General features: G+C 69.5%; 10 protein-coding genes. 7 read left to right on the forward strand and 3 right to left on the reverse strand.

Annotated elements, in window-relative coordinates; genetic code table 11:
• Position 1: 1 nt before the first annotated feature.
• Entirely contained in the window at positions 2-1,054 is a 1,053-nt protein-coding gene (zapE, locus tag ACFVV5_RS05290; protein ID WP_387240014.1) for a cell division protein ZapE, read from the reverse strand.
• A gap of 152 nt (positions 1,055-1,206) precedes the next feature.
• Here zapE and ACFVV5_RS05295 point away from each other — a divergent pair, with 152 nt between their 5' ends.
• A complete protein-coding gene (locus ACFVV5_RS05295; RefSeq protein WP_387240016.1) occupies positions 1,207-2,106 on the forward strand; it encodes a sulfurtransferase in 900 nt (299 codons plus the stop codon).
• A gap of 9 nt (positions 2,107-2,115) precedes the next feature.
• Positions 2,116-2,550, forward strand: coding sequence for a SufE family protein (locus tag ACFVV5_RS05300; RefSeq protein WP_387240019.1), 435 nt, complete (start codon positions 2,116-2,118; stop codon positions 2,548-2,550).
• A gap of 24 nt (positions 2,551-2,574) precedes the next feature.
• On the opposite strand, the gene ACFVV5_RS05305 is transcribed toward ACFVV5_RS05300, so the two are convergent.
• Positions 2,575-3,756 carry an alpha/beta hydrolase family protein gene (locus tag ACFVV5_RS05305; protein ID WP_387240021.1) on the reverse strand — a complete coding sequence of 394 codons (1,182 nt, stop codon included), beginning with the start codon at positions 3,754-3,756 and terminating at the stop codon, positions 2,575-2,577.
• 98 nt (positions 3,757-3,854) lie between these two features.
• Here ACFVV5_RS05305 and ACFVV5_RS05310 point away from each other — a divergent pair, with 98 nt between their 5' ends.
• From ACFVV5_RS05310 to ACFVV5_RS05325, 4 genes are all read left to right on the forward strand, one after another.
• Positions 3,855-4,451, forward strand: coding sequence for a DUF3000 domain-containing protein (locus ACFVV5_RS05310; RefSeq protein WP_387240024.1), 597 nt, complete (start codon positions 3,855-3,857; stop codon positions 4,449-4,451).
• Positions 4,444-5,640 (forward strand): HRDC domain-containing protein, encoded by a 1,197-nt coding sequence (locus ACFVV5_RS05315; protein WP_387240027.1) that lies wholly within the window; start codon positions 4,444-4,446, stop codon positions 5,638-5,640. Before ACFVV5_RS05310 ends, ACFVV5_RS05315 begins: the two co-directional genes overlap by 8 nt.
• Positions 5,641-5,712: 72 nt before the next feature.
• The gene (locus ACFVV5_RS05320; RefSeq protein ID WP_387240030.1) at positions 5,713-6,921 is read left to right on the forward strand and encodes a thiolase family protein; all 1,209 of its coding nucleotides are present in this window, start codon (positions 5,713-5,715) and stop codon (positions 6,919-6,921) included.
• 3 nt (positions 6,922-6,924) lie between these two features.
• A complete protein-coding gene (locus tag ACFVV5_RS05325; RefSeq protein WP_387240033.1) occupies positions 6,925-9,063 on the forward strand; it encodes a 3-hydroxyacyl-CoA dehydrogenase NAD-binding domain-containing protein in 2,139 nt (712 codons plus the stop codon).
• A 55-nt stretch (positions 9,064-9,118) separates the two neighbouring features.
• Here the strand turns inward: ACFVV5_RS05325 and ACFVV5_RS05330 are convergent, their stop codons facing one another.
• Entirely contained in the window at positions 9,119-9,745 is a 627-nt protein-coding gene (locus tag ACFVV5_RS05330; RefSeq protein WP_387240036.1) for a TetR/AcrR family transcriptional regulator, read from the reverse strand.
• Between the two features lie 83 nt (positions 9,746-9,828).
• Between ACFVV5_RS05330 and ACFVV5_RS05335 the strand changes: the two genes are divergently transcribed.
• Positions 9,829-12,840 (forward strand): glycoside hydrolase family 2 TIM barrel-domain containing protein, encoded by a 3,012-nt coding sequence (locus ACFVV5_RS05335; RefSeq protein ID WP_387240039.1) that lies wholly within the window; start codon positions 9,829-9,831, stop codon positions 12,838-12,840.
• Positions 12,841-12,950 lie beyond the last annotated feature (110 nt).

Genomic DNA, 12,950 nt, shown 5'->3' on the forward strand with positions numbered 1-12,950 from the left:
GCTACTCCTCGTGGGGTGGCAGCTCGCCGGTGGTGAGCGCGATCATGCGCGACACCGAGCGGAGGTACTTCTTGCGGTAGCCCCCGCCGAGCATCTCCTCGTCGAACACCTCGCTCAGGGGCTCGCCCGTCTGCACGACGGGGATCTCGGCGTCGTACACCCGGTCGATGAAGGCGACCAGGCGCAGGGCCGCCATCTGGTCGTGCAGGATGCGCACGTCGGACAGCCCGATCACGTCGATCCCGTCGAGCAGCTTGATGTACTTCGACGGATGCACGGTGGCGAGGTGCGCGATGAGGGATTCGAAGTCGTCGCTGGTCGTCACCTCGCCGCGGGCGTTGAGCGCGGCGACGATGCGGGCGTACTCCTCGTCGTCGACGGTGACGGCGCGGCCCTCGGTGTCGCGGCGGCGGTAGTCGAGGCCGTCGATGCGGATCGTCTCGAAGTATCCGGAGAGCGCCTGGATCTCCCGCAGAAAGTCGCTGGCGGCGAAGCGCCCCTCGCCGAGCGCGTTCGGCGGGGTGTTCGACGTGGCGGCGATGCGGGTTCCGGATGCGACCAGCTCGCTGAGCATGCGGGTCATCATCATCGTGTCGCCCGGATCATCGAGTTCGAACTCGTCGATGCAGATCAGGGTCGAGCCGCGCAGCAGTTTGACCGCGCCGGCGTAGCCGAGTGCGCCGACGAGGGCGGTGTATTCGATGAAGGTGCCGAAGTACTTGGGGCCAGGCGCCTCGTGCCAGAGCGCTGCGAGGAGGTGGGTCTTGCCGACGCCGAACCCGCCGTCGAGGTACACGCCCGGTTTGGTCTCGGCCTTCTTGCGGTTGCGGCTGAACAGTCCCGCCGGCCGCTGCGGCTCCCACGACTTCGCGAACGTCTTGAGCAGCCCGACGGCCTCCGCCTGCGACGGGTAGTCGTGGTCGGGCCGGTACGACTCGAAGGTGGCGTGCTCGAACTGCGACGGCGGCACCAGAGAGGCGGCGATCTCAGCTCCCGTGATGTCGGGAGTGCGGTCGGCGAGACGCACGAGGGCGCCGGTCTGGTCGATGGTCATGAAAGCTGCACCTTTGTGTCGAAGTCTTACAGCACCCGTTTACGCCGCGTAGCCTGGAACGTAAGTTCGCTGAGTGTCGAGGGTTTCCAGCCTAATCCGACGCAGTCGATTGTTCCCCGCGCTCACAAGGCGCTCTCAGGAGGTCCATCCCCATGCCCACCGAGGTCGATCCGTCCCCCGCTTTCGCCGACTACGCACACCCCGAGCGGCTGGTGAGCACCGACTGGCTCCAGCAGCACCTGGACGACCCGGCGCTCGTCGTCGTCGAGTCCGATGAGGACGTCCTCCTCTACGACACGGGCCACATCCCGGGCGCCGTGAAGATCGACTGGCACACCGACCTCAACGACCCGGTCCTCCGCGACTACGTCGACGGTGAGAAGTTCGCCGAGCTGCTGAGCCGCAAGGGCATCGCCCGCGATGACACGGTCGTCCTCTACGGCGACAAGAACAACTGGTGGGCGGCGTACGCCCTCTGGGTCTTCAGCCTGTTCGGGCACGCAGACGTCCGCCTGCTCGACGGCGGCCGCGACAAGTGGATCGCCGAGGGCCGCGAGATCACCACCGAGGTCCCGCACCGCACGCCGGTCGAGTACCCGATCGTCGAACGCGATGACACGCGTCTCCGTGCCTTCAAAGACGACGTCCTCGCCCACTTCGGCAAGCCGCTGATCGACGTGCGCTCCCCGGAGGAGTACAGCGGCGAGCGCACCGAGATCCCGGGCTACCCCACCGAGGGCGCATTGCGTGCCGGTCACATCCCGTCGGCCGCCTCTGTGCCCTGGGCGCGTGCCGCCGCTCCGGATGCCACGTTCAAGCGCCGTCCGGAGCTCGAGGCCATCTACCTCGGCGACGCGGGGCTGGAGCCCGGCGACGACGTCATCGCGTACTGCCGCATCGGCGAGCGCTCGAGCCACACCTGGTTCGTGCTCACCCACCTGCTCGGTTTCGAGAACGTGCGCAACTATGACGGCTCCTGGACCGAGTGGGGAAGCGCGGTGCGCGTGCCGATCGCCGTCGGGAGCGAGCCCGGTCCGGTTCCGGCGACGTAAAATCGCTCTATGACAGTTCTCGCTCCGGCCCTCGCGGAGATCCGCGACGACTTCCTGGCGCTCGAGCAGCCCGACCGGCTGCAGCTGCTCCTGGAGTTCTCCAACGAGCTCCCCGAGCTGCCGGAGCAATACCGCGACCACCCCGACCTGCTCGAGCGCGTCGTGGAATGCCAGTCGCCGGTGTTCATCTTCGTGGAGGTGGACGACGACGGCATCGTGCACCTCCACGCCACCGCGCCGCGGGAGTCTCCGACCACGCGCGGTTTCGCGTCGATCCTGGTGCAGGGTCTGGCCGGGCTGACGGCGGACGAGGTGCTGGCGGTCCCCGACGACTACCCGCAGACGATCGGTCTCACGCAGGCCGTGTCTCCGCTGCGCATCCGGGGCATGTCGGCGCTGCTGGGGCGCACCAAGCGGCAGGTTCGCGAGAAGATCGCGGCCTAGAGGCCGAAGAGGCGGGTCGGAGCGTCAGTGCACGTTCGCGGCCAGCCAGTCGGCGATGGCCGTCTTCCAGCGCTCCTCGTCGTAGTTCCACAGTTTGGTGTGGAGCGCGTTGGCGAACGGCACCAGCGTCACGATGTCGCTGCGCGCTTCGGCGAGCGCCCGCGACGCCGTCGACGGCACGAACCCGTCGTCGTCGCTGTGCAGGATGAGCGTGGGCAGGCTGAGGTCGGCGGCGCGGGCGACGAAGTTCATGCTCGCCAGGTCGATCGGGGCGCCCAGGCCGGTGATCGGGCCGCTCCAGGTGGACTCGATGAGCCGTAGCGCCCCTTGCGTGATCGGCTCGGGCAGCCGCAGCAGGCGTGCCTGGTACTCGAGGGTGTCGATCCAGTCGATGACGGGCGAGTCCAGGATGATCCCGTGGATGAGCCCCGACGACGTCGAGCGCGTGATGGTCTGCAGCACCACGGCCCCGCCCATCGACCAGCCCATCAGCACGATCGTGCGGGCGCCGTTGCCGGCGGCGTAGCGGATGGCGGAGTCGATGTCGCGCCACTCCGTTCCGCCCAGCCCGTACCGGCGGTCGGCGCTCTCCGGAGCATCCCCGTCGTTGCGGTACGACGCGAGCAGGACGGTGTAGCCCTGCTCGTGGAACGCCCGCACAGCGCGCAGCCCTTCTTGTCGCGACGCGCCCCAGCCGTGGACCTGAATCACCCAGCGACCGTCGTCGGCGCCGTCCCCGTCGCCCGGCGGGAAGTGCCAGGCAGGTGCCTCCCCCAGCTCGGTCTCGATCATGATGCTTTTCACAGGAAGCCCGAGCTCTTCCGGCTCGAGATAGTAATAGCCGCTGATCCGCGCGCGTCCCGTGGGGTGCAGCTCGCCGAACACGACGCGCTCGACCGTGCGGGTCACCAGGCCGTCGGCCTTCTCGAGGACACCGCTGATCTTCGCGTACCCGGTCTCGTCGTCGAACCACAGGCCGTAACGACCGGGGACGGCGGCATCCGGCGTGTCCTTCAGCGTCACGGTGCCGGCGTCGAGGTCCACGCCCCGGATGCTCTGGTTCTGCGGTCTCTTGCGCACCGGCGTGATCACGGTGAGGGCCACTCGGGCCATGACCAGGCCCGCCCCCGCTGCTGCGACCAGCGCCAGGGCGCCGGCGACGCCGGCAGCCGTCCAGATGGTTTTCGCGATCGTCGACCTCGCCATGTCAGCAGGGTAATGCCGAACCCTCCGATCTCGCTCAGGAGTTCTCCAGCGGCGTGCCTTACCCGTCCGCGCGCGCAAACGACCATAGTGTTCGTAACGTGCCGACCACATCCTCGCCCCCCAGCACTCCCCCGGAGTTCGCCGCGGCGTTGGAGACGATCCGCACCGCGCAGTCCCGTCCCGAACTGGTGATCAGCGAGATCCCGGCGCCCGGGCAGCTCGCACCGTACGCAGTCGCGTTGGCCGCCGACGTGCGTCCGGCGCGCCACGGCATCGACTCCGACCTCGGCACCGGGCGGTTCATCCTGCTCTACGACGAGGACGAGCCGGAGGCCTGGGGCGGCCGGTTCCGCGTGGTCTGCTTCGCGCAGGCTCCGCTCGAGACCGACATCGGTCTCGACCCCTTCCTCGCCGATGTCGCCTGGTCATGGCTGGTGGACGCGCTCGACGCGCGGCACGCCAAGTACACGGCAGCCAGTGGCACGGCCACCAAGATCATCTCGACCGGGTTCGGCGAGCTCGCCAAGCAGGGCGACGGCTCGCAGATCGAACTCCGCGCCTCGTGGACCCCTCTCGAGCACGACATCACCGCCCACGTCGAGGGCTGGGGCGAACTGCTCTGCATGCTCGCCGGCCTTCCTCCCACCGGCGAGGGTGTGAGCCTGCTCTCCACGAGACGGCCGCCGCGTGACTGAGCACTCCGTCATCACCTCCCGCGACGACTATTTCGCGGCGGTCGATTCGATCGCCGCCGGCATCGGTCCGATCGCGGTCGACGCCGAGCGGGCCTCCGGCTTCCGGTATTCGCAGCGCGCCTACCTGATCCAGATCTTCCGGCGCGGCGCCGGCACCTTTCTCTTCGACCCTCCCGCGGTGGGCCGGTTCGACGAGCTGAACGCCGCGATCGCCGACGACGAGTGGGTGCTCCACGCCGCCACGCAGGACCTCACCTGCCTGCGCGAGGTCGGCCTCGACCCGCAGCGGATCTTCGACACCGAGCTGGCCGCCCGGCTGCTCGGGATGCCCCGCGTCGGCCTCGGCACGGTCGTGGAGGAGCTGCTCGGCGTCCACCTGGCCAAGGAGCATTCCGCCGCGGACTGGTCGACCCGGCCGCTCCCCGAGCCGTGGCTGGTGTACGCCGCTCTCGACGTGGAACTGCTCCCCGACCTGCGCGACGCGATCGCCGCCCTCCTCGAGGAGTCCGGCAAGACCGCGATGGCCCAGGAGGAGTTCGCCGACGAGCTGGCCCGCGACCTCAAGCCGGTGCGCAACGAGCCGTGGCGGCGCCTGTCGGGCATCCACTCCGTGCGGGGCATCCGGAACCTGGCCGCCGCACGGGAGCTGTGGCTGACGCGCGACGAGCTGGCACGGGAGACGGACACGGCCCCCGGCCGTCTGGTCCCGGACGCCTCCCTCACCGCCGCCGCCAAGGCGATGCCGGAGAGCAAGCGGGCGCTCGCCGCCCTGCGCGAGTTCAACGGCCGCGCCAGCCGCACCGAGATCGACCGCTGGTGGGCCGCGATCGAGGCCGGGCGCACCACCTCCGACCTCCCCGTGATGCGCGGAAACGGCGACAGCCTGCCACCGCCCCGGGCCTGGGCCGACCGCAACCCCGAAGCGGATGCCCGCCTCAAGGCGGCACGCGCGGCCGTCACGGAGCTCTCCGCGCAGATCTCGATCCCGGTCGAGAACATCCTCACCCCCGAGACCCTGCGTCGTGTCGCGTGGACGCCTCCGGCCGAGCTCACCCCGGAGTCGGTCGGCGTCGCCCTGGCCGAATGGGGCGCCCGGCCGTGGCAGATTGAGGCAACCTCACAGATCATCGCCCAGGCCTTTGTGGAAGGTCACCAAAACGGCGACGCGCCAGACGAATCCGATTCGTAGAAAGAATCAAACGATTCTTGCCGCTCAGACAGCCTCTTTAGGATCGATGCAGACCTGAAAGTGGGAGGCATTGTGGCCGAAAGAGCTGATGTCGTCTTCGTCGACGGAGTACGCACTCCGTTCGGGCGAGCCGGCGAAAAAGGGCAGTACTGGAACACGCGCGCAGACGATCTGGTGGTCAAGGCCATGATCGAGCTGCTGGAGCGCAATCCGAGCGTGCCCAAAGATCGGATCGACGACGTGGCGATCGCCGCCACGACCCAGCAGGGCGACCAGGGCCTGACCCTCGGCCGCACGGCCGCGCTCCTGGCCGGCCTGCCCAAATCGGTGCCCGGCTTCGCCATCGACCGGATGTGCGCCGGCGCGATGACCAGCGTCACCACCCTGGGGTCCGGTATCGCCTTCGGTGCCTACGACCTCGCGATCGCCGGCGGCGTCGAGCACATGGGACGCCACCCGATGGGTTTCGGGGCCGACCCCAACCCGCGGTTCCTCTCCGAGCGCCTCGTCGGTGAGGACGCGCTCAACATGGGCATGACCGCCGAGCGCATCCACGACCGCTTCCCGGCGCTCACCAAGGAGCGGAGCGACCGCTACGCGATGCGCAGCCAGCAGAAGACCGCCGCTGCCTACGCCGCGGGCAAGATCCAGCCCGACCTGGTTCCCGTCGCCATCCGCTCCGAGAGCGGCTGGGGCCTCGCTACGCAGGACGAGGGGATGCGGCCGGAGACCAACATGGAATCCCTCGCCACCCTGCGCACTCCGTTCCGCCCCCACGGCCGGGTCAGCGCCGGCAACTCGTCCCCGCTCACGGACGGCGCGACGGCGAGCATCCTGGCCTCGGCCGACGCTGTCAAGGAGTTCGGCCTGAAGCCGAAGATGCGCATGGTGAGCTTCGCGTTCGCCGGCGTGGAGCCGGAGATCATGGGCATCGGCCCTGTGCCGTCGACCGAGAAGGCGCTCCGCAAGGCCGGACTGACGATCGACGACATCGGACTGTTCGAGCTGAACGAGGCGTTCGCCATCCAGGTGCTCTCGCTGCTCGACCACTTCGGCATCGACGACGAAGACGAGCGTGTCAACAAGTGGGGCGGCGCGATCGCGGTCGGCCACCCGCTGGCCGCCTCGGGCGTGCGCCTCATGATCCAGCTCGCCCGCCAGTTCGAGGAGCACCCCGAGGTCCGTTACGGCCTCACCGCCATGTGCGTCGGCCTCGGCCAGGGCGGCTCCGTGATCTGGGAGAACCCTCACTTCGACAAGCGCGCCGCGCGGAAGGCCTGACACGTGACCGACTATTCGAAGATCGACTTCAGCCCGATCCTCCAGCTCACCTCCGACGAGGTCGTCACCCACTCGTTCGTGAAGGATGTGCCGCTGAAGAGCGGCAAGACCCTCGCGCTCGTCACCCTCGACAACGGCCGCGACCACACGCGGCCGAACACGATGGGACCGGCGACGCTCCTCGAGCTGGGCACGACGTTCGATGCGCTCACGGAGCGCGCCCGCCGCGGCGAGATCCACGCCGTCGCGGTCACGGGCAAGCCGTTCATCCTCGCGGCCGGTGCCGACCTGAGCAAGGTCGGCGACATCCCGAGCAAAGAGGTCGCCACGCTCCTGCCGCAGCTCGGCCACTTCGTGCTCGGCAAGCAGGCGACCTTCGGCGTCCCGTCCTTCGTGTTCACGAACGGCCTGGCGCTCGGCGGCGGCGTGGAGATCGGCCTCAACGCCGACTACCGCACCATCGACCGCTCGACGGCGGCGTTCGCGCTCCCCGAGGTGTTCCTGGGGCTCATCCCGGGCTGGGGCGGCGCCTACATCCTGCCCAATCTGATCGGCATCGAGAACGCCCTCAAGGTGATCGTCGAGAACCCGCTCAAGCAGAACCGGATGCTCAAGCCGCACGACGTCTTCGACCTCGGGATCGCCGACGCGATCTTCGACTCGGCGACCTTCCTCGAAGAGTCGATCGACTGGGCCGACAAGGTCCTGACCGGCGAGATCACGGTCAAGCGCCCGAACGTGCCCGGCAAGGTCGAGCGCATGGTCAAGTGGGATGCCGCCATCGGCATCGCGCGCAAGATGCTGGAGAGCCGCATCGGCACAGTGCCGAAGTCGCCGTACGCCGCTCTCGACCTGCTGAAGGCCGCCAAGTCCGGCACCAAGGAGGAGGGCTTCGCCCGCGAAGACGAGGTGCTCGGCGAGCTCATCTCGGGCGACCAGTTCCAGGCGAGCATCTACGCCTTCAACCTCGTGCAGAAGCGCGCCAAGCGCCCGGCCGGAGCCCCCGACCGCGCGCTGGCGAAGAAGGTCACCAAGGTCGGTGTCATCGGCGCCGGCTACATGGCGAGCCAGTTCGCGCTGCTCTTCGTGCGCCGCCTGCGGGTGCCCGTGGTGATCACCGACCTCGACCAGGCGCACGTCGACAAGGGCGTGGCCTACATCCACGATGAGATCGGCAAGCTGCAGGAGAAGGGCCGTATCTCCCCGGATGAGGGCAACCGCCTGCGCGCGCTCGTCACCGGCACGACCGACAAGTCGCTCTTCGCCGACGCCGACTGGGTGATCGAGGCGGTGTTCGAGGAGCTGTCGGTGAAGCAGGACGTCTTCGAGGAGATCGAGCAGTACATCTCCGACGACGCTGTGCTCGCCACCAACACCTCGTCGCTTTCGGTCGAGCAGATCGGCGCCAAGCTGAAGCATCCGGAACGCCTGGTCGGCTTCCACTTCTTCACCCCGGTCGCCGTCATGCCGCTCATCGAGGTCGTCAACACGCCGAACACCGACGAGGCGACCCTGTCGACCGCGATGGTGACGGCCGCCGCGCTCAAGAAGAACGCGGTCATCACCGCCGACACCCCCGGCTTCGTGGTCAACCGCGTGCTGGCCAAGGTGCTCGGCGAAGCGATGCACGCGGTCGACGACGGCACGTCTTTCGAGACGGTCGACGAGGGCTTCGCCCCGCTCGGCCTCCCGATGCCGCCGTCGGCACTGCTCGACCTCGTGGGCCTCACCGTCGGCGCCCACGTGCTCGACACGCACCACGCCGCGTTCCCCGACCGCTTCTACCGGAGCGAGAACCTCCACAAGCTGGCCGAGTACGGCACGCTGCTGGAGAAGGACTCGAAGGGCAGGATCAAGGGCGTCGACAAGACGGCGGCCAAGATCGTCTCGGGCGGCAAGAACCCGTGGACCAAGGAGCAGATCCTGCAGCGACTCGAAGACGGTCTGGCCGACGAGATCCACCGTATGCTCGTGGACGACCACGTCGTCGCGGCGCCGGAGGACATCGACCTCTGCATGATCCTGGGCGCGGGCTTCCCGTTCCAGATGGGCGGCATCACGCCGTACCTCGACCGCGTGGGAGCATCCGAGCGGGTCTTCGGCGACACGTTCCACCACCCGCCGGTGAAGGGCGTGGCGTAGCAGCCGACGGCAGACGGCCGGCGTCACCCGCCGAAGGGCGTCCTGCGCAGCGAGCTCAGTCTCCGCTGCGTCGGGCGCCCTTCGGCGTTTCGACGATCACCAGGTCGAGGTAGGCGCGCAGGGTGGCGCCGACGTCGATGACGGCGGGCGTGTAGAGCCACTGCAGCTGGATGCCCTCCCAGAGAGCGATCACACTGGCCGCGGCCGTCGCCGGTTCGACACCCTCGCGCAGCCGTCCCTGGCGGCGCAGCGCCTCGAACTCGTCCTCGTAGCCGGCGCGGAGCGCGTCGTAGCGGCGGAGGAAGAAGTCGCGTCCCGGATGATCGACGGTGGTGGCCTCGGCCGAGAGGACGCTGTAGAGCGCGATCAGGCCCGGGATGCTCTCGTTGTGCTGCGCCTGCGCGACGATGCGCTCGTCGAAGGTGCCTTCCTTCGCGCTGGGCTCCTCGGCGCCGCCCAGGTCGTCGCGCCGTTCGAGCACCGCGAGCAGCAGCTCCTCTTTGGAGGCGAAGTGATGGAGCAGGTTCGACTGGCTCATTCCGGCGGCCGTCGCCACCTCCCGCAGCGAGCTGCCGTGGTAGCCGCGCGTGGCGAACAGGCGATAGGCCTCCTCGACGATCTGGCGGCGGCGCTCGGCCGTCTTCGCGTACGGCCCGCGCCGTCTCGTGGCTGTCTCGGGCATCCGGCTCCCAAATTAGGTCATGCGGTCTCTTTTCAGCTAGCGTACGACACACAGGCTGCCCACGACGACGTGAAGGACATGACGTGCCCTCCTCCCCCTCCGTTCCGCTCCTCACCGACACCGCACCCGGACGTGGTGCCCGGCGAGCACCGCGCTCCTGGCTGCACTCGGACGCGCCGTCCCTCTCGCTGAACGGCGAGTGGCGCTTCCGGCTCTCCCCCACGGCCGCGGTGAGCGAGGAGATGGCTGCCGAAGCGTTCGACGACGCCGGCTGGGACAGCATCCCCGTACCGTCGCACTGGGTGCTGCAGGGCGACGGGAAGTACGGCCGGCCGATCTACACGAACGTGCAGTTCCCGTTCCCGATCGACCCGCCGCATGTTCCGGATGAGAACCCGACCGGCGACTACCGGCGCCGGTTCACGATGCCCTCCGACTGGACGGAGGCCGAGAGCATCCTGCTGCGATTCGACGGTGTGGAATCGCTGTATACGGTCTGGGTGAACGGCGCCGAGATCGGTGCGGCCACCGGCAGCCGTCTCGCGACGGAGTTCGACGTGACCGGCGCGGTGCGACCCGGCGAGAACGTGGTGGTCGTGCGGGTGCACCAGTGGTCGCCTGCGAGCTACCTCGAAGACCAGGACCAGTGGTGGCTGCCGGGCATCTTCCGGGATGTCACGCTGATCGCGCGTCCCGTCGCCGGGATCGAGGACGCGTGGCTGCGTGCCGGCTTCGTCGGGGGCGAAGGCACGGTGGACGCCGAGTTGCAGGCGGATGCCGGTGCGTATCCGATCACGCTGAGCATCCCGGACCTCGGGATCGAACACGTCTGGGAGACGGCGGATGCGGTCACGCCCCTCACCGTCGGTGTGGTCGAACCGTGGTCGGCGGAGACGCCGCGGCTGTACGACGCGACCGTCTCGAACGCCGCCGAGACGATCGCGCTGAGGCTCGGGTTCCGCACGGTCGAGGTCCGCGGCGACCGGTTCCTGGTCCACGGCCGGCGCGTGGTGTTCCACGGCATGAACCGGCATGAGGCCCACCCCGATCGAGGCCGGGTCTTCGACGAAGAGCACGCCCGTGCCGACCTCGCTCGCATGAAGCGGTTCAACGTGAACGCCATCCGCACCAGCCACTACCCGCCGCACCCGCGTCTGCTCGACCTCGCCGACGAGCTCGGCCTCTGGGTCGTCCTGGAATCCGATCTCGAGACCCACGGCTTCGAGAAGGATGGCTGGCGGTCCAACCCGAGCGACGATCCCGCCTGGCGCGCGGCGTATCTGGACCGCATCCGGCGCACCGTCGAGCGGGACAAGAACCACCCCAGCATCGTGATGTGGTCGCTCGGCAACGAGTCGGGCACCGGCGCCAACCTGGCGGCGATGTCGGCCTGGGTGCACGCCCGCGACGCCTCGCGGCCCGTGCACTACGAGGGCGACTACACGGGCGAGTACACCGATGTCTATTCGCGCATGTACTCCACGGTGCTCGAGACCGCCGAGATCGGCACCGACGGGTCGCTCGCTCCCCTGCTGAACTGCACGCCTGCTCAAGGAGCGCGCCAGCGCACGAAGCCGTTCCTGCTCTGCGAATACGCGCACGCGATGGGCAACGGGCCGGGAGCGCTCGACCAGTACGAGGCGCTCGTGCACGAGCATCCGCGCCTGCACGGCGGTTTCGTCTGGGAGTGGCGCGACCACGGATTGCGCACGACCACTTCGGACGGCGTTCCGTTCTTCGCGTACGGCGGCGACTTCGGCGAGGTCGTGCACGACGGCAACTTCGTGATGGACGGGATGCTCCTGAGCGATGACGTGCCCACTCCGGGACTGCACGAGTACAAGGCGGTGGCGCAGCCGATCCGGTTCACGTTCGGCGACGACACGGTGGAGCTGTCGAATCTGCGGCATTCGGCCGACGCCTCGGACCTGCGGTTCCGGTGGCGGGTCGAGCACGACGGCGTCGTCGCGGAGACGGGCGAACTCGCGGTTCCGCCGCTCGCGGCCGGCGGGACGGCCTCCGTGGCGCTCCCCCGGGTGGCTGCCGCCGAGGGAGCCGAGACCTGGCTCACGATCGACGCGGAGCTGCGCGACGACACCGCGTGGGCGGTGGAAGGCCATGTGGTCGCGTCGGCCCAGCTCGACTGCTCGGCGGCAGCGGCGGTCACGCGTGTTCCCAGCCTGCGGGGGGCAACGGCGACGGATACGGCGACGGGGGCGGATGCCCGCTCGGCGGTCAGCGCCCGCCGCACGCTCGGCCCCGCCGGGTTCGAGAACGGCCTGCTCGTCTCCCTGGGAGGCCGTCGCGTCTCGGGTCCGCGCCTGGAGCTGTGGCGCGCGCCCACCGACAACGACGAGGGCGGGGCATTCAGCGATCCGGCGGGCTCCGACGCGAGCATCCCGGGGGTGTCCAGCGCCCGGCTGTGGCGGGAGCAGGGCCTCGACCGGCTGACGCACCGGCTCGTCGACGCGTCGAGTGCCACGGAGTTCGTGCGCACCCTGCACCGCGTGAGCGCGGCGAACGCGGCGCAGTCGGTGACGGTCGAGACGACCTGGACGCTCACGGCCGGCGAGCTCGAACTGCGCGTCGAGATCACGCCCTCGGCCGGCTGGGACACGGTCTGGCCCCGGATCGGCCTGCGCTTCGACCTCCCCGACGAGGAACGGGCCGTGGACGGCGCCGAATGGTTCGGCCTCGGCCCGCTCGAGTCGTACCCCGACAGCATGCGTGCGGCGCAGGTCGGGCTCTACGAGTCGGCCATCGACGGCCTCTCCGCGGGGTATGCGCGACCGCAGGAGACCGGTCACCGCTCGGCGGTGCGCCGCCTCACGCTCCGCAGCGGCGGTGACGATCTGGTCGGGCTGATCTTTCTGCCCGACAGCCGCGGACGCCGTCCGGGCTTCACGCTGACGCGGCACACGCCTCAGCAGCTCGCAGCGGCCGGGCATCCGTTCGAGTTGCCGGTCAGCGACACGAGCTACCTGTTCGTGGACTCCGCCCAGCACGGCCTCGGGTCGCGGGCCTGCGGCCCCGATGTCTGGCCCGAGTACGCGCTGCGTCCGGAGGCGCGCTCGCTGCGCATCCGGTTCGCCTGACGTGTTGGAGGGGTGACGCGCCGAGGGGTGCCCGCGAAGGAGCGCCGGGGCCCCGCCCCGACGTCGGCGGGTAGCGGGTGAGGGGGGACAAGTCTGCGTACCCGGCGCCG

This window comes from Leifsonia sp. NPDC058248 (genome assembly GCF_042881905.1).
In the GTDB taxonomy this organism is placed as follows: Bacteria; Actinomycetota; Actinomycetes; order Actinomycetales; family Microbacteriaceae; genus Leifsonia.